The 23,070-nt window shown below is 40.0% G+C and carries 20 protein-coding genes; 12 read left to right on the forward strand and 8 right to left on the reverse strand.

Translation table 11 applies throughout. The features are described 5' to 3' along the window. The 6 genes from GNP35_RS05415 (at position 1) to GNP35_RS05440 (ending at position 4,943) form a co-directional block, all read left to right on the forward strand. Positions 1-783: a septal ring lytic transglycosylase RlpA family protein gene (locus GNP35_RS05415; RefSeq protein WP_155695180.1), complete on the forward strand. Its 783-nt coding sequence runs from the start codon at positions 1-3 to the stop codon at positions 781-783. A gap of 79 nt (positions 784-862) precedes the next feature. Beyond that, positions 863-2,017 (forward strand): serine hydrolase, encoded by a 1,155-nt coding sequence (locus tag GNP35_RS05420; RefSeq protein ID WP_155695181.1) that lies wholly within the window; start codon positions 863-865, stop codon positions 2,015-2,017. A gap of 50 nt (positions 2,018-2,067) precedes the next feature. Next, on the forward strand, positions 2,068-2,340 hold the full coding sequence (gene ybeD / locus GNP35_RS05425; RefSeq protein WP_155695182.1) for a DUF493 family protein YbeD: 273 nt from the start codon (positions 2,068-2,070) through the stop codon (positions 2,338-2,340). Positions 2,341-2,354: 14 nt separating this feature from the next. Then, positions 2,355-3,038, forward strand: coding sequence for a lipoyl(octanoyl) transferase LipB (lipB, locus tag GNP35_RS05430; protein ID WP_155695183.1), 684 nt, complete (start codon positions 2,355-2,357; stop codon positions 3,036-3,038). After that, positions 3,035-4,006 carry a lipoyl synthase gene (lipA, locus tag GNP35_RS05435; RefSeq protein ID WP_155695184.1) on the forward strand — a complete coding sequence of 324 codons (972 nt, stop codon included), beginning with the start codon at positions 3,035-3,037 and terminating at the stop codon, positions 4,004-4,006. The genes lipB and lipA overlap by 4 nt, the downstream gene beginning before the upstream one ends. Position 4,007: 1 nt before the next feature. Continuing rightward, a complete protein-coding gene (locus GNP35_RS05440; RefSeq protein ID WP_155695185.1) occupies positions 4,008-4,943 on the forward strand; it encodes a M14 family metallopeptidase in 936 nt (311 codons plus the stop codon). 141 nt (positions 4,944-5,084) lie between these two features. Here the strand turns inward: GNP35_RS05440 and GNP35_RS05445 are convergent, their stop codons facing one another. Both GNP35_RS05445 and GNP35_RS05450 read right to left on the reverse strand, forming a co-directional pair. After that, positions 5,085-6,806, reverse strand: coding sequence for an NAD-dependent malic enzyme (locus GNP35_RS05445; protein WP_330997772.1), 1,722 nt, complete (start codon positions 6,804-6,806; stop codon positions 5,085-5,087). Between the two features lie 128 nt (positions 6,807-6,934). Continuing rightward, positions 6,935-8,824, reverse strand: a complete 1,890-nt coding sequence (locus GNP35_RS05450; protein WP_155695186.1) for an alpha-amylase family glycosyl hydrolase — start codon at positions 8,822-8,824, stop codon at positions 6,935-6,937. 250 nt (positions 8,825-9,074) lie between these two features. Here GNP35_RS05450 and hisF point away from each other — a divergent pair, with 250 nt between their 5' ends. Beyond that, a complete protein-coding gene (hisF, locus tag GNP35_RS05455; RefSeq protein WP_155695187.1) occupies positions 9,075-9,848 on the forward strand; it encodes an imidazole glycerol phosphate synthase subunit HisF in 774 nt (257 codons plus the stop codon). Here hisF and GNP35_RS05460 read toward each other — a convergent pair. From GNP35_RS05460 to GNP35_RS05470, 3 genes are all read right to left on the reverse strand, one after another. After that, a complete protein-coding gene (locus GNP35_RS05460; RefSeq protein ID WP_155695188.1) occupies positions 9,845-10,090 on the reverse strand; it encodes a DUF6868 family protein in 246 nt (81 codons plus the stop codon). The genes hisF and GNP35_RS05460 overlap by 4 nt on opposite strands. Before the next feature lie 210 nt (positions 10,091-10,300). Next, positions 10,301-11,716, reverse strand: coding sequence for a PQQ-dependent sugar dehydrogenase (locus tag GNP35_RS05465; RefSeq protein ID WP_196492445.1), 1,416 nt, complete (start codon positions 11,714-11,716; stop codon positions 10,301-10,303). Between the two features lie 59 nt (positions 11,717-11,775). After that, complete coding sequence (locus tag GNP35_RS05470) at positions 11,776-12,597, reverse strand: DUF3025 domain-containing protein (protein ID WP_155695190.1); 822 nt, start codon at positions 12,595-12,597, stop codon at positions 11,776-11,778. Positions 12,598-12,726: 129 nt separating this feature from the next. On the opposite strand from GNP35_RS05470, the gene GNP35_RS05475 reads away from it, so the two are divergent. Continuing rightward, positions 12,727-14,343 carry a M28 family metallopeptidase gene (locus tag GNP35_RS05475; protein WP_155695191.1) on the forward strand — a complete coding sequence of 539 codons (1,617 nt, stop codon included), beginning with the start codon at positions 12,727-12,729 and terminating at the stop codon, positions 14,341-14,343. Between the two features lie 386 nt (positions 14,344-14,729). Beyond that, on the forward strand, positions 14,730-16,475 hold the full coding sequence (gene asnB, locus GNP35_RS05480; RefSeq protein ID WP_155695192.1) for an asparagine synthase B: 1,746 nt from the start codon (positions 14,730-14,732) through the stop codon (positions 16,473-16,475). Positions 16,476-16,667: 192 nt separating this feature from the next. On the opposite strand, the gene GNP35_RS05485 is transcribed toward asnB, so the two are convergent. Continuing rightward, the gene (locus GNP35_RS05485) at positions 16,668-17,597 is read right to left on the reverse strand and encodes a patatin-like phospholipase family protein (RefSeq protein ID WP_155695193.1); all 930 of its coding nucleotides are present in this window, start codon (positions 17,595-17,597) and stop codon (positions 16,668-16,670) included. A gap of 226 nt (positions 17,598-17,823) precedes the next feature. Between GNP35_RS05485 and GNP35_RS05490 the strand changes: the two genes are divergently transcribed. Further along, positions 17,824-19,647 carry a M1 family metallopeptidase gene (locus tag GNP35_RS05490; RefSeq protein WP_155695194.1) on the forward strand — a complete coding sequence of 608 codons (1,824 nt, stop codon included), beginning with the start codon at positions 17,824-17,826 and terminating at the stop codon, positions 19,645-19,647. Beyond that, positions 19,647-20,069, forward strand: a complete 423-nt coding sequence (locus GNP35_RS05495) for an MAPEG family protein (protein ID WP_155695195.1) — start codon at positions 19,647-19,649, stop codon at positions 20,067-20,069. The genes GNP35_RS05490 and GNP35_RS05495 overlap by 1 nt, the downstream gene beginning before the upstream one ends. On the opposite strand, the gene GNP35_RS05500 is transcribed toward GNP35_RS05495, so the two are convergent. Both GNP35_RS05500 and GNP35_RS05505 read right to left on the reverse strand, forming a co-directional pair. Beyond that, positions 20,028-21,119 (reverse strand): CNNM domain-containing protein, encoded by a 1,092-nt coding sequence (locus GNP35_RS05500; RefSeq protein ID WP_330997725.1) that lies wholly within the window; start codon positions 21,117-21,119, stop codon positions 20,028-20,030. The genes GNP35_RS05495 and GNP35_RS05500 overlap by 42 nt on opposite strands. A 110-nt stretch (positions 21,120-21,229) precedes the next feature. Further along, a complete protein-coding gene (locus tag GNP35_RS05505) occupies positions 21,230-22,414 on the reverse strand; it encodes an acetyl-CoA C-acyltransferase (RefSeq protein WP_155695196.1) in 1,185 nt (394 codons plus the stop codon). A gap of 215 nt (positions 22,415-22,629) precedes the next feature. Here GNP35_RS05505 and GNP35_RS05510 point away from each other — a divergent pair, with 215 nt between their 5' ends. Continuing rightward, complete coding sequence (locus GNP35_RS05510; protein ID WP_155695197.1) at positions 22,630-23,037, forward strand: MerR family transcriptional regulator; 408 nt, start codon at positions 22,630-22,632, stop codon at positions 23,035-23,037. Positions 23,038-23,070 lie beyond the last annotated feature (33 nt).

Genomic DNA, 23,070 nt, shown 5'->3' on the forward strand with positions numbered 1-23,070 from the left:
ATGGACAAAAATAAATCATCAATTCTACTTACTGCGCTATGTATTGCTTTAATGCTTGTACAAGGCTGCGCACCTACAGGGCGTTATAAAGATAAGTATGATAGTGCGCCAGTTCGTCCGCCAACATTAACAGAACAACAAGACCCTCGAATAGTTCACGAGCCAGTAGGACGTGGCAACCTGCCATATAAAGTATTTGGTAAACATTACACACCAATGAAAGAACGTAGTCCTTTTTCACAAAAAGGCACTGCATCTTGGTATGGGAAAAAGTTTCATGGCCATCTAACATCAAACGGCGAAGTTTATAATATGTTTGGTATGTCCGCTGCTCACAAAACACTGCCACTACCTAGCTATGTACGAGTTACCAATTTAGCTAACAATAAATCAGCCATAGTGCGTGTAAACGACAGAGGCCCTTTCCATCAAGACAGAGTTATTGATCTCTCTTATGCGGCGGCGTTTAAAATTGGCGTATACGACACTGGCACTGCAAACGTTAACATTGAGTTAATTTTACCCGGAGAGGAACCTTTACCTACTGAGAGTAGTCTATATCAGGTTGCCCTAACCGGTTTCAAAAATAAATTGGAAGCTGACGAGTCGCTTAAAGGCTTAACGATAATGTTAAACCATGATGCAGCAGTACATGAAAAAGACGAACAACATAAAGTTGTGTTTGGTCCTTTTAAAAATAAAGTGCAAGCAACCGATTTAATTCTAAAAATAAAACAGTTTGGTTATCAATCTGTAAATCTAGAGAGTGTATTAGCGCCATAAACTGGACACGTAGCTTTGGTACATGGATAATACCGCTCTCAATTTTCTTTCTTTTAGCAAAAAACATGAATGGAACACAATGAATAAATTTTTACTCTCTCTGGTTAGTCTTTCGTCCCTAGCGTTTTCATATTTTGCAGAGGCAAAAGTACTAGTACCAAATCCACCTTCAGTAAATGCCAAAGCCTATATCTTAATGGACTTTGATACTGGAAAAGTATTAGCCGAAAAGAATGCGGATGAATTGCTGAACCCAGCTAGCTTAACAAAAATGATGACGAGCTACGTCATTGGTAAAGAAGTTCAAAAAGGTAACATCGCACTAACAGATATGGTGACGGTGAGCCGCAATGCTTGGGCAAAAAACTTTCCTGAATCTTCAAAAATGTTTATTGAGGTGGGTAAAGAAGTTTCTGTCGCTGATTTAAATAGAGGCATCATCATCCAGTCTGGTAATGACGCTTGTGTTGCAATGGCTGAACACATTGCAGGTAGTGAAGAACAGTTTGCTCAACTTATGAATTTGTATGGTGCAGACATTGGCTTATCTGACTCAAACTTTGTAAACAGCCACGGTTTAACCGCGGAAGGTCACCTTTCAACGGCTCGTGACATGGCAAAAATTGGTATCGCTTTGATTAGAGATGTACCAGAAGAATATGCTATCTATAAAGAAAAAGACTTCACTTACAACAATATTTCTCAAATAAACCGAAACAGCCTGTTATGGGACAAAAGCTTAAATGTTGATGGTATTAAAACCGGTCATACAGACGCTGCGGGTTATTCTTTAGTTGCTTCAGCAATGGAAGGTGAGATGCGCTTGATTTCAGTGGTAATGGGCGCTGAAAGCCAACGTGGTCGTAAAGTAGAAAGCAAAAAGCTGTTAAATTACGGTTTCCGTTTCTTCGAAACATTAACGGCATATGAAGCGGGTACTGAGTTTGCAAAACAAAGAATTTACATGGGCGATAAAGATCAAGTTCGTTTAGGTATAAATCAAAGTACACCTTTAACTATACCTCGTGGCTACCGTGAAAAACTAAAAGCGTCTTTCACCCTTGATAAACCATTAGAAGCCCCTATTAACAAGGGCGAAGTGGTTGGAACGTTAACAATCAAAATCGAAGACGATGTAGTTACTACTTACCCTCTTGTTGCACTTGACCAAGTCAATGAAGGTGGTTTGTTTAAGAAGGTAACTGATTACTTTAAAAAGAAATTTGAACTATAAAGTAAATTACGAGTAATGAGTCTAGGGAAGGCTTTTAAAAGGTATAAAAGATGACAGTTAAAGACACTAAATTTGATGAACTATTAGACTTCCCTTGCCACCAAACTTTTAAAGTTATGGGTGTGGCGCATGAAGAGCTGACAATTAAAATTGTAGAAGTATTACAAGACGTAGCGCCTGGCGACTTTTCTCCAAAAGAAAAGCCTAGCAGCAAAGGTAAATACAAGTCAGTTTCAATCAGTGTAAAAGTGACAAGTAAAGAACACATGGAACTGGTTTATAACCGATTAGGTGCCATCGACCTCGTTCGTGTTGTTCTGTAGATTACGGTTATTGAATGTCAGATATAAATAATAATATAGTCATCAGAAACATTGATACTGGAGACTACCAAGATATTTGGCAGTCAATGCAGTTGTTTACCGATACCCGTGACGATAACGTTACGGATGAGCTTTGGGTGGTTGAGCACAACCCAGTGTTTACTCAAGGTCAAGCAGGTAAAGAAGAGCACTTACTAGATACCGGTGACATTCCCGTAGTTAAAGTTGATAGAGGTGGGCAAGTTACCTATCACGGCCCTGGCCAGTTGGTGGTTTATTTGCTCATTAATCTACGAAGAAAAAAAATAGGCGTTCGAGACCTAGTGACATTAATCGAAAATGCGATTGTGGACATGCTAAAAAGTTTTGAAATTAGTGCCTATGCTAAAAAAGACGCACCTGGTGTGTATGTAGATGAGAAAAAAGTCGCATCACTTGGATTGAGAGTACGTAAAGGTTGTAGTTTTCATGGATTAGCGTTGAACGTTGACATGGACCTAGAACCTTTTTTGCGAATTAATCCGTGTGGTTATGCCGGCTTAGAAATGGTGCAAACCAGCCAAATAAATGGTCCAAAAACTATTCAAGAAGCAGCCAAACCGCTAACCGAATTGTTAGCTTCTGCCCTTGGCGCCTCTAACATTGACTATCAGCAAGGGTTACCAAACCTAGCGCTGACAGAAAAGAGAGCTGTATGACAACCGTTAAAACTTCTAAATTAGCCGCTGGCGTAAAACTACGTGACGCGGAAAAAATGGCCTTAATTCCCGTTAAAATCATGCCTTCTGAGCGTGATACTATGCTTAGAAAGCCAGATTGGTTAAAAATCCGCCTGCCAAAATCAAGTGAAAAAATCGACAACATCAAAAAGGCGATGCGCAGTCAAGGTTTAAGCTCAGTATGTGAAGAAGCATCCTGCCCTAACCTACCTGAATGTTTTAATCACGGCACAGCAACATTTATGATTTTAGGCGATATTTGTACACGCCGTTGTCCGTTTTGTGATGTTGCTCACGGTCGTCCTTTACCACCAAGTGCACAAGAACCTGAAAAACTAGCTCTAACCATTAAGGAAATGGGCTTAACCTACGTTGTTATTACCTCTGTTGACCGAGACGATCTTCGTGACGGTGGTGCTCAACACTTCGCTGATTGTGTTAAAGCAATTCGAGCGCATAACCCTGGAATTAAAGTAGAAATTTTGGTTCCTGACTTTCGTGGTCGTATGGATAAAGCACTTGAGATTTTATCTACTGCACCGCCTGATGTGTTCAACCACAATTTAGAAACTGCACCACGCCTTTATCGCTTAGCTCGACCTGGTGCTAACTACAAATGGTCACTAGACTTACTTAAACGTTTTAAAGAAATGCACCCTGAAGTTGATACCAAATCAGGCTTGATGGTTGGCTTAGGTGAAACAAACGAAGAGATTGTTGAAGTTCTTAGAGACTTAAGAGAACACAACGTAGATATGCTGACTATTGGTCAATACCTACAACCAAGCAAGCACCATTTGCCGGTTGAGCGATATGTACCGCCAGCTGAGTTTGACATCTTTAAACAAGAAGCTGATGACTTAGGCTTTAAGCACGCAGCATCAGGTCCATTTGTTCGTTCAAGCTATCACGCTGATAAACAAGCCGCTGGAGAGGAAGTTAAGTAACATGACTGAGCAAAGTTATTCAATTGGCACACCAGGAAAAAAATGGGGTGATGCAGAAAAGCATCAATGGCTGGCAAAACAGCTGGTGAAACGTTCTTATCAAGAACAAGTCGTCGCTAAACTGGCAAATTTGTCAGCGCAATTTGAAACGCAGGAATATGGCTATTTAAAATATGCTGACCTTCCTGTTGTTAAAGATGCCGATAACTACCCATTATTTATTATCAAAAGTGTAAATTGGAATGATGAGCTCCCTACTGTATTGATTACAGGCGGTGTTCACGGTTATGAAACTAGTGGTGTTCAAGGCGCGTTAAGATTTGCCTTAGAACATGCAGGTAGTTATGGAAATAAGTTTAACTTTGTTATTGCGCCGTGTGTAAGCCCTTGGGGTTACGAAACAATTAACCGCTGGAACCCGCTTGCAGTGGATCCAAACCGTAGTTTTTTTGAAGGCTCAAAAGCGCAAGAAGCTACGTTGTTGATGCAATATCTAAAGCACAATGAAATTAAGCCTATTTGCCACATCGACCTACACGAAACCACTGATACGGATAACTCAGAGTTTCGTCCGGCGCTGGCCTCTCGTGATGCAATTGAGCAAAAGAACTGGAATATTCCAGATGGTTTTTATCTTGTAGCTGATTCGCAAAACCCACAAGTAGAATTCCAGTCGGCCATAATTGAGTCTGTTAAAAAAGTAACTCATATAGCGCCTGCTGATGAAAATGATTGCTTAATTGGCGCACCACTTCAGCAGTTTGGCGTTATTGAATATGATGCTAGACCACTTGGGTTGTGCATGGGTATGACTGATGCAGAATACAAAACAACAACGGAAGTTTATCCAGACAGCCAACTTGTTGATGATGAAAACTGCATAATGGCGCAAGTTGCTGTTATAACGGGCGCTTTGAATCACTTATTGTCGCGTTAGCTTTGTAAACTTGTAACTTGATAAGTTGTTAGCTGTTAGTTTAGTTTAGTAATTTGCTAGCTTGGTAATTCAATCGAGTTAACCTTACAAATAAAAAAGGTCTGCATAAGCAGACCTTTTTGTTATCTAAAAACCAATTCTTTATGCGCTAACACGCTTATAAGGACGATATTCTGGAGTCCAGAAATTCTTTTCAATTCGGTTTTGTATCTCATCATCCGATATTAACAGTGCATGACCTTGTTCAATCGCTACTTTTGCTACGTTAAAGGCGATCTCTCTGCTCAACCTAGGTAAGTCCACTAGTTCAGGTAATAACGCTCCCTCACCTTTATTAACTAACGGTGAGTTTTGAGCCAATGTTTCGCTGGATGCCATGATCATTTCGTCAGATATAATCTTAGCACCTACCGCAAGTACACCAAGACCAATACCAGGGAAGATATAGGCATTATTACACTGAGCAATTTCAAAGGATTTGCCTTCAAACTCAATCACATCAAATGGACTACCAGTAGCTAGAATTGCATTACCATCTGTCCAACTAATTACATCTTTAGGATGCGCTTCAATTTGTTTAATTGGGTTACTAAGTGGGAAGATAATTGGTTGATTATCATTGCTGTACATAGTTTTTATGGCTTGCTCAGAAAACAGGCCCGGCACACCAGATACCCCTATTAGAATGCCTGGTTTTGCATTTTCCATTACTTCTACAAGTGATGGATATTGACCTTCAATTTCCCAGCTTTCATAGTCACGAGACTCTTGCGCTAACGCTTGTTGGAAGTCACGTAAATCATTCATGCCGTTTGTCACTAAGCCAAATCGGTCAATCATAAAGACTTTCTTACGTGCCTCTGCGTCTGTAAGCCCTTCTGCCACCATTTGCATAATAACTTGCTCAGCAATACCACAGCCTGCAGAACCAGCACCAACAAAGGTAACATTCTGTTCAGACAGCTTTTTGTCTTTTTTACGACAGGCCGCTAATAAAGTTCCAACAGTCACCGCCGCAGTGCCTTGAATATCATCGTTAAAGCAGCAAACCTGGTTTCTGTATCGTTTTAATAGTGGCATTGCATTAGGTTGAGCAAAGTCTTCAAACTGAATCATGACGCCCGGCCAACGTTTTTGAGCCGCGGTAATAAACTTATCTACAAAAGCATCATATTCATATTGGCTAACACGTTTATGGCGCTCACCCATATACATAGGATCGTTTAGTAACTTGGGGTTGTTAGTACCTACATCAAGCGTAATAGGCATAGTATACGCAGGGCTAATACCACCGCAGGCGGTATACAAAGAAAGCTTACCAATAGGAATGCCCATACCACCAATGCCTTGGTCACCTAAACCTAATATTCTTTCGCCATCGGTCACCACAATTACTTTTACTTTTTGCTTAGTCGCATTTCGTAAAATATCGTCCATTTGGTCACGTTCTGTGTAGGAAATAAACAAGCCACGGTTGCTGCGATAGATATCAGAAAACTTCTCACAAGCATCACCGACAGTAGGTGTGTAAATGATTGGCATCATTTCGGCGATATGTTGATTAACCAACTTAAAAAACAAGGTTTCGTTGCTGTCTTGAATTGCACGCAGATAAATATGTTTATTAATCGGCTCTTGGAAACTTGAGTACTGTAAATAAGCGCGTTCTACCTGCTCTTCTATAGATTCATATCGAGGTGGTAATAGCCCCATTAGGTTAAAGTTGGTACGTTCTAATTTAGAAAATGCAGTGCCTTTATTGAGAAGTGGCGTTTCAATTAATGCAGGGCCTGCATAATGAATGTATAACGGACTTTTTTCAGCTTTTGGTTCATATAGATCCCGAAAGAATGTGGGTCGGATGTTTTTGATTTACACCATAATTTACACGCAATTATAGTCAATTGTTAAAGCATAGTAGAGGATTTAATAAAAGTTAAGGCACTGGTAATACCTGTTAAATCAAGTTTTTAACTAAATATGGTTGTGTTTTAGGCTAAAGCGCGGAAAAACCGCACTTTGCCTATTATTAATAGTGTTAAATTATTTGCTTTTAAAATAACAAAACTTAGCGGAGCAAGTTCAAATTGATTTTCAGTGGCTGTCGCTTCACCTAACACAAATTCAACATCGCCTGCCTTGTTGTGTTTATAAACCTGGCTTGTTGTTGACGAGTTATACACGACAACATACTTAGGCTGGCCTGCAATTTCACGTGAAAGCGCTAAAACACCAGGTTCAGAATTGTGTTCAATAACTTGCTGCTTACCTTTTCTTAGCACTTCATGGTTATGGTAAACCGCAGCATACTCAGCTAAAGACTGGTAAATAGGATGCGTTACATCAAAGTTATCATCTGCTGTTGTTTTATCTGTGCCATATAAGTTGTTGTCATTATAGTCAGGTGTTAATGACGGCATCATGTCTTCACGAGCACCTCGATCGCCGCCATCTCCAGTAAACCCTTGCTCATCTCCGTAATATAAAACGGGAATGCCTCTAGCAAAATACATAAGAGAATTGGACAGTAAAAAGCGTTTAATTTTTTCTTCTTCCGACGCCTCTGGCAAAGACTGGTCAAGCGTATAAGCAAGACGGCCAACATCATGATTACTCACAAAATTCATTAAATAGTCAGCTGAACTGTTGTGGTCGTTGTACAGGTGATCGTTGCTAAATAGGTCTTGTAAATTATCAGTGCCTTTGTCATAAGCAAATACGTCTTTTGTACGATACTGGAACGCGAAGTCTAGTACCGATGGAATATCGCCTTCCGTTGTAAACTTACTCAGCTCTTTTGGATCGCCAGAATAAACTTCTCCAAAAACAAAAAACTTAGGAATGCCTAACGATTTTGCATGCTCGATAATGGCCGGAGTAAATTGTTGCCAAAATTCCATATTAACGTGTTTAACGGTATCGATACGGAAGCCGTCTGGTTTAAATTCAGTGATTAAGTTATTAAAGATATCCGTCATGCCTTTTACAACTTCTGGGTTATCAGTATCTACGTCATCTAGTCCCATGAAGTCACCATAAACTGAGTTCTCGCCCTGCCAGGTACTATCACCTTGATTATGATAAAACTTAGGATCGTTTAACCAAGCGGGGGTTTTTAGGTCCTCATGCCCTTTGGGAATAAACGGTGTGTAACCTTTTCCCGCAGCTTTATCGGCTAAGCTGACGTATTCACACAACTGCGAAGAGGTACTAAATTGAGGTTTGTTTTCGCCATGACATTCTTCATATTTAATAACGTCGGCCGTGTGGTTAGTAATGATGTCAAAAAACACTTTCATATTTTTAGCGTGCGCAGCGTCTATAAACTCTTTTAAATCGGCATTCGTCCCTAAGTGAGGGTCAATTTCTGTGAAATCTAGTGGCCAATAGCCGTGGTAACCAGACGAATCCCCTTGCACCGCTTGGTTTCTTAAAATAGGTGTTAACCAAATAGCAGATATGCCTAAACCTTTTAGATAATCTAAACGTTTTGTGAGGCCTTTAATGTCGCCGCCATGGTAATGACCATTACTTGTTTTATCAAAACCACCAGCACTTTCAGCGATGGTTTTAGAACCATTGTCATTGGACATATCGCCATTATCAAATCGGTCTGGCATAACAAAATAAAACACGTCATCACGAACATCACGAGTTAGGTAGTGTTCGCTAAATTCACCATTAAACTGAATATTTTCAGACAGCTGTGCGTTATCGCTATCTGAGTTTTTAATTTGTACCGAACTGACACTTTTAGCCGCTGTGTTTTTTGTACTTTCGTTAGCTGAGTCATTTGGATTATTACAACCAGTGATAACTAAACTTGCGAGAAGAGATAAGGAGATCATTGACGATTTACTGAAGCGCTGCTTTATTTTCATTATTATTGAGTTCCGAATTAAGTTCCGACAATCTAAATATTAGATATAACATAACGAATCGAAGGCCTTATGAAAATTAAAAACGTAACCACACTGCATGACTACGTATGTAATTCTTTGTTATTGGCGCCACGTAAGGTTAAATTGCGCTAATTGAACATAAATTCATTATGGATAGATCTACAATCGCCCCAACAATGTAGATATACTCTCACTCCAAAATTTTAAATAGCACCCACGAGTACTCAATATGTTAGCAAAACGCATTATTCCTTGTTTAGACGTAAAAGACGGAAAAGTTGTTAAAGGCGTTCAATTTAGAAACCATGAAACCATTGGTGATATTGTGCCATTAGCTGAGCGTTATGCGTTGGAAGGTGCTGATGAATTGGTATTTTATGATATCACCGCGTCAAGTGACGTGCGTGTTGTAGATAAAAGCTGGGTGAGTCGTATTGCTAAAGTGATTGATATACCTTTTTGTGTCGCCGGTGGAATTAAAACCGTTGAACAAGCCGGTGAAATACTGTCTATGGGCGCCGATAAAATTTCGATTAACAGCCCTGCATTATTAAATCCAGAATTGATCACAGAGCTACACGATACCTACGGACAACAGTGCGTTGTTGTTGGCATAGACTCGTATTTTAATGCTGAGTCTGGCGAATACGAAGTGTATCAATTTACTGGCGATGAAAGACGTACTCAAAATTCGGGCCGCAAAACGATTGATTGGGTAAAAGAAGTACAAGAACGTGGTGCCGGTGAGATAGTTTTAAACTGTATGAATCAAGATGGTGTGCGTCAGGGATACGATTTAAAACAACTTGAACTAGTTCGCGCCCACTGCAATGTGCCACTAATTGCGTCAGGCGGAGCGGGTGAAATGGTTCACTTTAAAGACGCTTATGAAATTGCAAACGTAGATGGAGCCTTAGCTGCCTCTGTGTTTCATAAAAAGATCATCGATATAAATGAACTTAAAGAATATCTACATGAAGAAGGTATTGCCGTTCGACGTTAATACCCTATTATTTTTAACGCTAAGTATGGGGCAAAAGCAAAAACAAAGATTAAAATTTTGTATTGTCCCAAAATCTTTAAGTACATCGGCTTTAGTTCTGCTTTCTCTAATCCAAATATGGCTTGATGAATTGAAAATACCAGGCCTTCAAATAATGTTATGAATAAAAAGGCGATCGTAATTGCCGCAAAATGAATAACGGACATCCAGCCAAATAACGTTGTGAGTTCTTGAATTGTCATCGCCACTTCCTTTTAAAATTAATCTTGCTACTATTAACTATTAACTATTAACTATTAACTATTAACTATTAACTATTAACTATTAACTATTAACTATTAACTATTAACTATTAACTATTAACTATTAACTATTAACTATTAACTATTAACTATTAACTATTAACTATTAACTATTAAAAATAATAGTCCTTATCGCATGATAGTTAAATATTAATCGCCTTTCGAAAGCCTAATTAACTTTCCAGAGTCAGTAAGCAACAATAATCGGCCTTGCTTATCTTCCGTTATGTCGCGTAAACGCTCGTCAAATGACTTCAAAAAAGTTTGTTCCGAATCCAACATCAAACCGCTGTGACTTTTAGAAACAAGTTCACCCGACTTACCAACGTTCTCTGCAATGCCTTTTGAGTTTTCAGAAGGTTTTAATGACACCACCCGCATTTCACGATATTTCAAAGCTGTATTGACCAGCTGACCTTTAAATTCAGGAAACTCTTCGCCGCTGTAAACCAACATAGAGCCTGGCGCTATTGAAGGTGTCCAGTTCACTAGTGGTGACTCCAACCCTTGCATTTGATGATGTGGAGTAATTTCAAACCCGGTGTAATCAATGCCGTAGGTAATTTTTGGCCAACCATAGTTTAACTTAGGTTTGATAATATTAATTTCATCGCCGCCTTTAGGACCATGCTCATTTGAAAACAACAACTTGCGTTGATTATCATAAAACAAACCTTGAGGGTTTCGGTGTCCGTATGAGTATATTTCTGGAAGCGCGCCTTTGGTATTTATAAAAGGATTATCTGCAGGAACAGAGCCGTCATCGTTTAGGCGGATAATTTTACCTAAGTGTGAGTCTAACTTCTGTGCATCATCCATGTAAGAGTATCCATCGCCAACCCCAAACACTAACGTTTGATCAGGTAAAAACGCCATACGCCCTGCAAAATGATACGTCGCTGCTTTTTGAGGTGAAGCTCTAAATAGGAATTTTATGTCGGTAAGTTCAAAACCAAATGGTTTACTGCTTTTGTTATTTGAAGGTTGAGACTGATTAAAAACGATCTTCGCCCTTACCAACGTTGTCCCGTTAGAAAACTTATGGCCTGATGCAAATGTGACATAAACCCAATGATTTTCTGCGAACTTAGGATGCGCGATGACGTCAAGCATACCGCCTTGACCGCTTTCATAAACACTTTCTTCTAACTGTTTGTTTGCGTTCGACATTGTCGATGTCTGGTTATCCCAAATACGAAGTGCGCCGTTGCGTTCCGTAATGATAAAACGCTCATTAGGCAAAGCCGCAATGCCCCAGGGCTTATGTAAACCATCAAACAAAATCGAGACTTTAGGAGCACTATTTTCCTTGTCACTTGTCTTGCTACTATCCTTGCCACTTGCCTCGTCATTTGTCTCGCCACTAGCTAAAGAAGACGTTAACAGTGGTGCGGATGAAATTTCAGCGGCTTGGAATTCAGCTGAACAGACAGCTGACGTCACTAATAACGCGAAGCTACTAACTAATTGAAAACTAAAACTGCCGCCAACTCGATGTGGCTTTTTAGCCTTTTTTATGGAATTTGTTAGTGCATTCAGCCTGTTATTTTTAGAAAAAAAGAACATTCGCATTCCCTATTTAGTTTTAGTTTTAGTTTTAGTTTTAGTTTTTTAGATTATTAACATTAACTGCTTTTAGGTCTAAAGTAATCGGTATTGTCGTAAAAGTCTGCCGCCTCATTTCCATCATACCAAGTTGGTACTCCTAGCAAAGGTAGCGGTGAAAGCTCAGAGTTATCTTTCAGTGCTCCAGACTTGATTTTAGCGGCCAAGCGCTCATCAAGCAGCCTATATTGAACATTCTTTGGTAAACCTAAAATTTCTGCACTGCTGTCAATTACTAACCATTTGCCAGTAAGGCCAATAAAGGGTTTTGTTAACATCTCATAATTTGCATGACCAAATTGATAAGCCGCGACTCCATCGCCCTCGGCTGATTGCCAGTGGGCCTTCATCTCTACAAAAGCCTTTTTCCAATCATGACTTTTTAACGCGTCTAACAAGGTTTGATTTTTTGTTACCAATACAACACCACACTCGTCAAATAACGTAAGAGCATTTCGTTGTTTAGAACGCTCTTGTGAATCAGAGGACTTGATATCGAGATAATGTAATTCATTAATTAACGCTTTGGTTCTTGGGTACAAACTCCAAACAATGGCACCAAAAACGTCGTGCCAGCTTTCCTTTCTGGTTGGAACTTGGCCCGTTTCGTAAATAAACGTTTCATACTCTACGGCGTTGTAATCTTTACTTGCTGCTTGCTCTACAAAACGAATAGTTTTGCCATTGTTGTTTTCTACTTCGTAGGGAAGCAACGAATCTAAAGCAGCGCAAGAAGGCCACTGCACCCAATCATCAAAGGCAGCGACGTGATTAATATCATTAAAACAGCCTTGGTCAGCAAACTCTGTGGTCCAATGGGTAAAACTGGAAAACTTCTTCATTTCGTCTCAAATCCCTACAAACAGATAATAAAAACGACTCGAATTACAAATCGTTCTGGAATATAGTCTTAATATAGCTGTAATGATAACGCAGCTAAGCGTATGTTTTAATTTAAAAGGGAAATAATAATGATAAAAAAACTAGCCGCCCTCTCCTTCTTGGCTATTCAACCCGCTATGGCGGCAGATAACGACTTCGATACAGCGTATCAATCTATTAGCGAAGCCGATTTAAAAGTGCACGTAAAAGAAATTGCTGCTGATAAATACATGGGCCGCTTACCAACTGGTCCAGGCGAAAAGCTTCTACTGGATTATCTAACCAAACAGTTTACTTCTTATGGTTTTGTTCCTGGTAATGGCGATAGCTTTTTACAACCGGTAGACCTAGTAGAAATAACTGCCGCTGATGATCAAGTGCTGACTATTGGTGGCAAAGATTATCAATATCGCAAAGACATGGTTATGGGCACGAGCCGCACCAGTGAGTTTGAAGAAATAAAAGACTCGGAACTGGTTTTTGTTGGTTACGGCATCAATGCGCCTGAATACGACTGGAATGACTATGCTGGTATAGACATGAAGGGCAAAACCGCCGTTATTTTAGTAAACGATCCTGGTTTTGAGTCTGGAGACGCTTCTAAATTCCAAGGCAAAACAATGACCTATTATGGTCGTTGGACTTATAAATATGAAGAAGCTAGCCGTCAAGGTGCTGCTGGCGCCATTATTATTCATGAAGACGCACCGGCTTCGTATCCTTGGAGCGTTGTAGAAAACTCTTGGACAGGCCCACAATATGGCTTATTTAAAGCCGATGGCAATAAAGCGCGCGTTAATGTAGAAGGCTGGGTTCAAGCTTCTGTGGCACGAGAACTATTTAGCAAGGCTGGTTTAAACTTTGCCAAACTAAAACAGCAAGCCATGAGCAAACCAACTAATGTTGACTTAGGTGACCTAACGGCAACAGTTAAAGTTAAATCAACGGTCAAACCGTCAAAAAGCTATAACTTTATTGCAACATTACCAGGAACTAAACGTCCTGATGAGCATGTGATCTATACCGCGCATTGGGATCATATTGGCGTAGATAAAAACAAAAAAGGCGACCAGATATATAACGGCGCCCATGACAACGCGACCGGTATTGGTGGCGTACTAGAAATTGCACAAGCTTTTTCAACGCTAAAAAACAAACCAGAACGTTCAGTCTCAATATTAGCGGTAACGGCGGAAGAGCAAGGTTTACTAGGCTCTAAGTATTACGCGCAAAACCCAATCATTCCGCTGACTAAAACCGTTGCTAACATTAATATGGATAGCTTAAACGTATTAGGTAAAGTGAAAGAGATCAGTGTTCAGGGTAAAGGTAAATCAGAAATGGACAACTACCTTGCAACAGCTGTCAAAAAACAAGACCGAACATTAATTGAAGGCGATAACCCATCTGCTGGATATTATTACCGTTCTGACCACTTTAACTTTGCCAAAGTAGGTATTCCTGCACTTTATGCCGGCGGTGGCGCTACACCGATTGATGCTAAAACTGCAGAATATCGCAAAAAAATGAGCTTGATTGTACGCGGCTGTTATCACCAACCATGTGACAAATACAGAGAGAGCTGGGACTTATCAGGTGCGCAACAAGACGTGCAATTGTTCTTTGATGTTGGCTATCAAATTGCAAATGACGATAAGTGGCCTGCGTGGTCAAAAGGCGCTGAGTTTAAACGTCCGAGCAAATAAGCTTTATCTTAACCACTTGCGTTAAGTAATCACGTTAACTGCTTGCGTTCATAGACATACGTAATCTTTCAAAATTTAATCAGGGCAGCAACCGCTGCCCTTTTTGTTACCCGTTCAACAGAATTTTTGTTATACAACTATCGGTTAATTTAAAACAAAATTGCTCAATAAAACAGCACCCAGCCTCCTGAACCATAAAATAACGAACTTCCCATTAATCTTTGCTTGTCTTCACATTTTACCCATGGCAGTCTGAATTCAGAGCAAAATTTAAAGTAGATGCTCTAAATATAAAACAAGTAACGAACGTTGTTTTGTCGCGCCGACTCACAAACTTCGTCCGTGTGAATTTCGATAACTAAGAATAAAATGGAGTGAACTCACTTATGTGTTCAATTTTCGGTATTTTAGACATCACTACTGATGTCGCTGAATTACGCCCAAAGGCGTTAGAATTATCTGGTCTGTTAAGACACCGTGGCCCTGATTGGTCTGGTATCTGGAGTAATAACAACGCGATTTTAGCCCACGAACGTTTGGCTATTGTCGATTTAGAGAATGGCGCGCAACCTCTAATAAATAACAATCGAAATCACATCTTGGCCGTTAACGGTGAAATATATAATCACAAGCAGTTAGAAGCTGCGTTGACAACTGACTATGCCTTTCAAACACAATCTGACTGTGAAGTTATTTTGGCGTTATACCAACAGCAAGGCATTTCATTTATTGACCAGCTTGAAGGCATGTTTGCCTTTATCCTTTTTGACGAAAGTGACGGCAGCTACTTAATAGCACGCGATCATTTAGGGATCATTCCACTTTATTATGGTTATGACGTACATGGACAACTTTACGTCGCGTCTGAAATGAAAGCCCTAGTACCGGCTTGTAAATCTGTATTTGAGTTTCCTCCTGGGCATTACCTTTCGTCAAATGAGCAAAACGGCGAGTCATCTCTTAAATTCACTCGTTATTACCAACGCGAATGGACGGATTTTGACAATGTTAAGTCAGCCGGTGGCGACGCTAAACTGGTTCACGATGCATTAACCGACGCAGTGCGTTCACACATGATGTCCGACGTACCTTATGGCGTATTACTTTCTGGTGGTCTTGATTCATCAGTGATCGCTGCTGTTGCACAAAAATTTGCACAAAAACGAATTGAAGATGAAGGTCAAAGTAAAGCGTGGTGGCCTCAACTTCATAGTTTTGCTGTAGGCCTAAAAGGGGCTCCCGATTTAATTGCCGCCCAAAAAGTGGCGGATCACATTGGCACAATTCATCACGAACTTAACTACACAGTTCAAGAAGGGATTGACGCCATACGTGATGTCATTTACTTCTTAGAAACCTATGACGTCACCACTATTCGTGCCTCTACACCAATGTATTTAATGTCTAGAAAAATCAAAGCCATGGGCATTAAAATGGTGTTATCTGGAGAAGGCGCAGATGAAGTATTTGGCGGTTACCTATATTTCCATAAAGCGCCAAACGCAAAAGAGTTTCATGAAGAAACCGTTCGCAAGCTAGACCGATTACATATGTTTGACTGTGCTCGAGCAAACAAATCCATGTCTGCTTGGGGCGTTGAAGCAAGAGTGCCATTCCTAGATAAAACCTTTTTAGACAAAGCCATGTCAATTAACCCTGAGTTAAAAATGTGTGGCGAGCATGCCCCTCGTTTAAATGAAGGCGAAGCCGGCTATGGTAAAAACGGCGTGAAAATGGAAAAGCATATCGTTCGTGAAGCATTTAAAGACTATTTACCTGCTGAGGTTTTATGGCGCCAAAAAGAACAGTTCTCCGATGGTGTCGGTTACAACTGGATAGATTCTTTGGTTGAACAGGCAGAAGCCCAAGTAACAGATCAAATGATGGCAAGTGCTGAGTTTAGGTTCCCTCACAATACGCCTCAAACTAAAGAAGCGTATTTTTATCGAACTATCTTTGAGCAACACTTCCCGTTAGATTCTGCGGCAGAATGTGTACCTGGCGGAAAGTCAGTGGCATGTTCCACTCCAGAGGCATTGGCGTGGGATAAAAAGTTTAGCGAAAATGCTGACCCTTCTGGTCGTGCTATGTTTGATATCCACCAGCAAGGCTACGACGACAAATCAGCCTAACGGATAGTGAATTTAACGCCCAATTATTTGGGCGTTTTTATTTTGAAGTTTTTGTTTGAGTTAGAAATTCAAACCTCCAGTATTTAACCTTTAATTTCAAACTTTTCCTGTTTGCCCATTAATATTTACCTATTACTTTACTCGTGTTAATTTTTGGCCGTTAAAGTTAACCAACATCTAGCCTACATTACATTAACTGTGTAAACGTTTATTCGCACCTGGCGTCATTAACTGATGCTGAACTAAAAAGTCATAACCCGCTTTTAAACCTTGTTTGTAATCGGAAATCAGTGCCGCTTTTGTGCTGCCAAGTACTTTGCTTTGAAGCGGTCTACTTGGAGTTACTTCTAATACATCAACTCCCGTAGGTGGGTTTTGAATAAACGACTGAGCTTCAGCGTATGAAGACTCATGAACGTCTAATATTTTATATACTTGAGGCGTCCTATTTCTTGAGCAAAATATCGGCTTTGCTCTTTTTAATACTTCACCAATCGCCGTTTCAGCAGTTTTTGACGTTCTAATTACAACCGCTTTATTCGCGCCTAAATTCACAGCTTCTTTAATAGGAATAGGCGCACTCACTCCGCCATCAACTAATGCTTCTTGATTAAGTGTTACCCCTCGGCGATATAAAAACGGAATCGCACTAGATGCTTTTAATGCCGGGATCCAACCTATTTTGTTAGGATCTAACAATGCTGTTTCCATGCTAGTTGCTTTGGTTGAAGAAAAATAAAGTTTTCTGTTTTTGGCCTTAAGCGTCGCAGCTTTTGTATCTAACTGATAAGCAGAGGCTTCAACTTGGCTGAAATACCAATCTAAGTCCATCATGTGTTTGCCTTTGAAGGCACTCCACACATTAAAAAACTCATCACTATTGGTTAGATCAGAAATCGCACTGTAAGCATAACCAAACTGCTCACTCATAAAACTAGCAATATTCTGCGCCCCTGCAGACGTGCCAACCAAAATTTCAAACGGGTTAAAATTAGATAATAACCAACTATCTAGTACGCCAGCCGTAAATACGCCGCGCTGCCCACCACCTTCAGCAACCAGTGCCAAACCTTGCTGTGGTTCTGTTAAATTAGTTTTAGAATAGTCGGTACTGCCAATCATTTTTCGCCCCTTAATGTAGAGTCTCTATACTAAGGCATGGGGATGATTCTTAAAATTTCAAACTTTTGATGTTTATGATTCAAAAAACTGAACATTAATAGTTATATTAAGTTAGCCAGTTTCGTCATTCTCAATTCGTATTTCACCGCAAAAATAAAATCTTTAGTCGATTTATTAAAACCCATTTGGTAAAACTAAATGACTAAAATCAACAACTAGGCTTTTTATGCGCTTATCTGCTTTAAAAAACAAACTAATTTCAGATAAAACTTTAGTTAGTATCGCCCTTGTTACAGCCCTTTCCGCCTGCTCTTCAACAGGCGATAAGCTAGTTGATAACGTAGCTAATAGTGACATGGCTTATGTTGACGCTAGCCAACAACTGACAAGTAGCGACTATTCTAAAAAAAGTGGCGGCGTTGCTCCGATTCGTCAGCATGGCTTGATAATGCAATATGCCGACCTGCACTTTACGGTACTGCCTGACACAAAATCTTTAGTGGTTAAATCAAAATTAAAGTTAACCAGCGCCAAGCCGACAACAGCTGTCTCTGTGGATTTAGACCGCGTATTTCAAATAGATAGAGTCATGGTCAACGGGTCAGTATTGCCTGCTTCAAATTATTCAAACCCAAATGGCGAACTTCAATTAAACCTATTGTCAGAAGTGAGTGGTGAATTTGAGGTTCAAATAGACTATCAAGGTAAACCAAGAGAAGCCATCAGAGCGCCATGGGATGGAGGTTTTGATTGGAAAAAGACCAAATCTGGAGAGTATTGGATTGCAACCGCTGTTCATGGTGAAGGGTGTGACTTATTCTGGCCTTGCATAGACCAGCCTTACGGTGAAGTGCAAAACATGGACATTAAGATCACTGTACCTGATAACTTAGTTGCGGCTTCAAACGGTGTGCTCATGAACGTTAGTAGTAATAACGGACAAAAAACCTTCCACTGGCAAACCTCGTCACTTCATAATACTTACGCAATTGCACTTAATATAGGTCCTTACGACGTTCTAGAGTCCACCTACAAAAGTGTTTTTGGTAATGATATTCCCGTTTCTTTTTATCATTTAAAAGAGAATACCGATAAATCGAAAGTGCTTTTTGAAGAAATTCCTCCTATGTTGGACTTTTTTGAAACCGTAATTGGCCCTTATCCATTTGGTACTGAAAAAATGGGCGTGGCTGAAACGCCTCACTTAGGCATGGAACACCAAACTATCAATGCCTATGGCAATAACTACCGTAAAGACGAGTTTGGTTACGACTGGTTGTTACACCACGAGTTTGCGCACGAATGGTTTGGTAACCAACTGACCAACAATAATTGGGATCACATGTGGCTTCACGAAGGATTTGGTTCTTACATGCAGCCTTTATACACCCAATATTTACATGGTGACATGGCTTATAAAGCCCACTTATTTAAGCAACGTATTGGGTTAATAAACAAGTTCCCAATTGTCTCCAATAAACCACTGGCCGTTGAAGAGGTTTATAACCGAAAGGTTGGCCCAGGAAATGACATTTATGCCAAAGGGTCTCTTATTTTACATTCGTTAAGAGAATTAATTGGCGACGAGGCGTTTTTTGATGCAACTCGTCAATTAGTGTACGGCACTACAAAACCAGTACCAGGAAATTTTGCACCAAGATTTAGCGATACCAATGAATTTATCAGCATTGTAAACAACATCACGGGTGAAAACTTACAATGGTTTTTTGATGTTTATATTTATCAGGCAATGCTTCCAGAGCTAATAATGGAGCGAACCGAACAAAGTTTAACCTTACGTTGGCAAATAGAGAACAATCGCCCATTTCCTATACCGCTTGATGTGAGTATTAATGGTAAGGTGCAGACACTCATTTTAGATGAGCCAAAAACCATTGAGGTTAGCCGCAAGGACGTTGTTATTGTTGACCCACTATCTAAAGTTTTACGTCATCAAGAAAACATTGAACGTTATAAAGCGTATTTAAAAGCGCAACGTGAAATGAAAATGGCTGAATTTAATAAAAAAATCAAAAAGGCGGAGAAGTAATGTTTTATCCTATGTTTGCCATGTTTATGTTAATTTTTGTAGTAGGTGTGGTGACAGCACGAGCCAGATTTAGCAACATTAAAAGCCGAGACGTGAGTCCTAAATACTTTTTGTTGATGCAAGGCGATAACGTGCCTGAGTCTGTTTTAAAAACAGGTCGTTGCTTCAGCAATCAATTTGAGTTCCCAATGCTCTTTTTTGTGGTTTGTTTGGCTTATATGGTTTTAGGTTTTGAGACCTTAACAGGTTGTATTGCGGCATGGACTTTTGTCGTATTTCGTTTTATCCATGCCTTCATATTCTTAACAAGTAATAACCTGATTAAACGTATGCTAACGTTTTGGGCGGGTGTATTAGCGGTTATCGTTATGTGGATTGATCTATTTATCCTTGTCAGCGCTAACGGCGGGCTCAATAACTAGGTTTTCATCGGCATTTAAGTCAGGGTCTATTAAAGGCTCTGACTCTCCTTTTACACTCTCTTTATCAACCTCAGCACTATTATCTTTTTCATCAAATATATGAACCTGCAATAAGGCTTCTAATAAGTCTTCAAGCGTCACAATGCCTCTTACTTCGCCATATTCATCAATGATCAAACTCATATGAATGTGTTTAGTTAACATATTAGTAAACAGGCTTGGCAGGCTCATGCTTTCAGACACCACATACAATGGCTTGGTCAGTTTACCTATTTTATAGTTTGGCTTAACACGTACATTGGCAAGAATCGCATCGCTTTTAAATACATACCCAATAATGTCGTCTGGGTCTTTATCAAATACTAAAATGCGAGAAAACTGGTTTGAACCATGCTGTTTACAAAAATCTTCAACGGACATTTCTTTTGAGATACGAAACAACTTGTTCCTTGGCGTTAAAATGTTGCGAATAGCCGTGTGCCTGAACTTCATTAAACCTTTAATAATTTCAGACTCTTGCTGATGCAAAGCACCCACTTGAGAACCAAACATCGCCATGGCTTCAATCTCAGCTCGCACGTGTTTCCCGTCATCTTCTTTTTTGCTAAACAAGGTAGTTATTTGATCTGAAAGCCAAACAAAAGGAGCCAATATTCGTACCATAAAGACTAAAATTAATGACACCGACGGTGCCAATGTTCGCCAGTGGTTTGCCCCTAGTGTTTTAGGGATAATTTCAGATAATACTAAAACTAATAAAGTCATTACCGCCGACGCAATACCAATCGCTGCATCACCATAAATAGCAGCGGCTTGTGCACCAACACCTGCAGCACCAGCTGTATGCGCTACGGTATTTAATGTAAGGATGGCAGCCAAAGGCTGGTCTACACGCGCTTTTAACTTATCAATTCGTTCTGCAACTGTGGCATTTTTTTCTGTTAATGCTTGAATATAGCTTGGCGTAATACTGAGTAATACGGCTTCCAAAACACTGCATATAAACGAAATCCCAATCGCTAAAACGCCATAAATTAACAATAAAGTCACTAACCTGTACTTCCCTTTTAAATAAAAAAAATTTAAACAATAAAAAAGGCTACCTAAGCAGCCTCTTTAGTAAAACCTTATGCCCTTCTCTATACGAGCATAGTTGAAACTTAGAGCATTTCTACTGTAATTGCAGTTGCTTCACCACCACCAATACATAGTGATGCTAAACCTTTTTTCAAGCCTTTGTTTTGTAAGGCGTGCAATAATGTAACAATAATTCGCGCACCAGACGCTCCCAACGGGTGACCTAAAGCACACGCACCGCCATGTACATTCACTTTTTCAGCTGGAAGAGACATCTCTCTCATCGCCGCCATTGTCACCATTGCGAAGGCTTCATTAATTTCAAATAAATCAACGTCAGATGTGCTCCAACCAGCCTTCTCTAGCGCACTTTCCATGGCACCAATTGGCGCAGTTGTGAACTTCTCAGGCTCAATAGAATTTGTTGCATGACTCACCATTTTTGCCAATGGTTTTAAACCACGACGTTCTGCCTCAGACAGCTTCATCATAACTAAAGCCGCAGCACCGTCACTGATAGACGATGAATTAGCAGCAGTGATAGTGCCATCTTTTGCAAACGCAGGACGAAGTGTAGGAATTTTGTCAATTCGAGCAGCGCCAGGCTGTTCATCAACAGAAACCGTAACGTCACCTTTGCGAGTTGAATAAGTCACTGGCGCAATTTCATTATCAAAACGACCGCTTGCAATCGCTTCTTGAGCTCTTGTTAGTGAACGGATTGCGTACTCATCTAAAGATTCACGAGTAAACTTAAATTCGTCGGCTGTATCTTGCGCAAAACAACCCATGGCTTTACCTTGATATGCATCTTCAAGGCCATCTAAAAACATATGGTCCATTGCTTTACCATGACCCATTCGCATGCCACCGCGTGCATTTGGTAACATATAAGGCGCATTTGTCATGCTTTCTAAACCACCCACTACCGCAATATTAATTGAGCCAGCTTGAATAAAGTCATTGGCCATCATGGCTGCTTTCATGCCAGAGCCACATACTTTGTTGATTGTGGTTGCACCTGCCGATAATTGTACGCCAGCTTTAATGGCTGCTTGACGCGCTGGTGCTTGACCTAAGCCCGCAGGTAACACACAACCCATAATGACTTCGTCAATATCAGTCCCTGTAATACCGGCACTTTCAATGGCTGATTTAATTGCTGTCGCGCCCAAGTCTGGAGCAGATACTGAAGACAAAGAACCTTGGAAACCACCTAACGGCGTACGTTTAGCGGATACGATTACTACTGGATCATGATTTGACATTTTAATACCTCTTAATATTTTTATGCGGGCATAGTACGACTTAACAAATCGTTTCACAAACTCCGCTTACGCGAATAAAAATTAGCAAATGGCAGAAAAAATTTACATTTTAGCGAAATACCATCATTTACGACGTTGGTAGGACACTTTATTAGGTTTACGTTAACGTAAACTTACCCTAAACTGATCGTAGAAAAAAAACTCTAGGTAACATAATGACGGCTAACTCAACTCAACAATCGAATAATACAAGTATCACCTACACCATTGGTGAGCTTGCAAAAGAGTTTGATATTACAACTCGAAGTATTCGTTTTTATGAAGATGCGCAGTTGTTATCGCCAACACGAAATGGCCAAACTCGGGTTTATAGCCCAAAAGACAGAACGCGTTTGAAGCTGGTATTAAGAGGCAAACGCCTTGGGTTTTCATTGCAGGAAACTAAAACCATTTTTGAGCTTTATGACAACGAAGATACCGAAGAGAAACAATTGCACATAATGTTGGAATTAATTGAAGACAAAAAGCAGAAATTAATCCAGCAACAACAAGACATTGCCGATGTTCTAAAAGATTTATCAGAATTAGAAAGCGGCTGTAAAGATTCATTAGCTAAACTGTAAGCGTTCATATAGCTAACTACTTTGGCAAAATAA

Origin of the sequence: Psychrosphaera haliotis, from assembly GCF_009728465.1 — a bacterium.
Lineage (GTDB): Bacteria > Pseudomonadota > Gammaproteobacteria > Enterobacterales > Alteromonadaceae > Psychrosphaera > Psychrosphaera haliotis.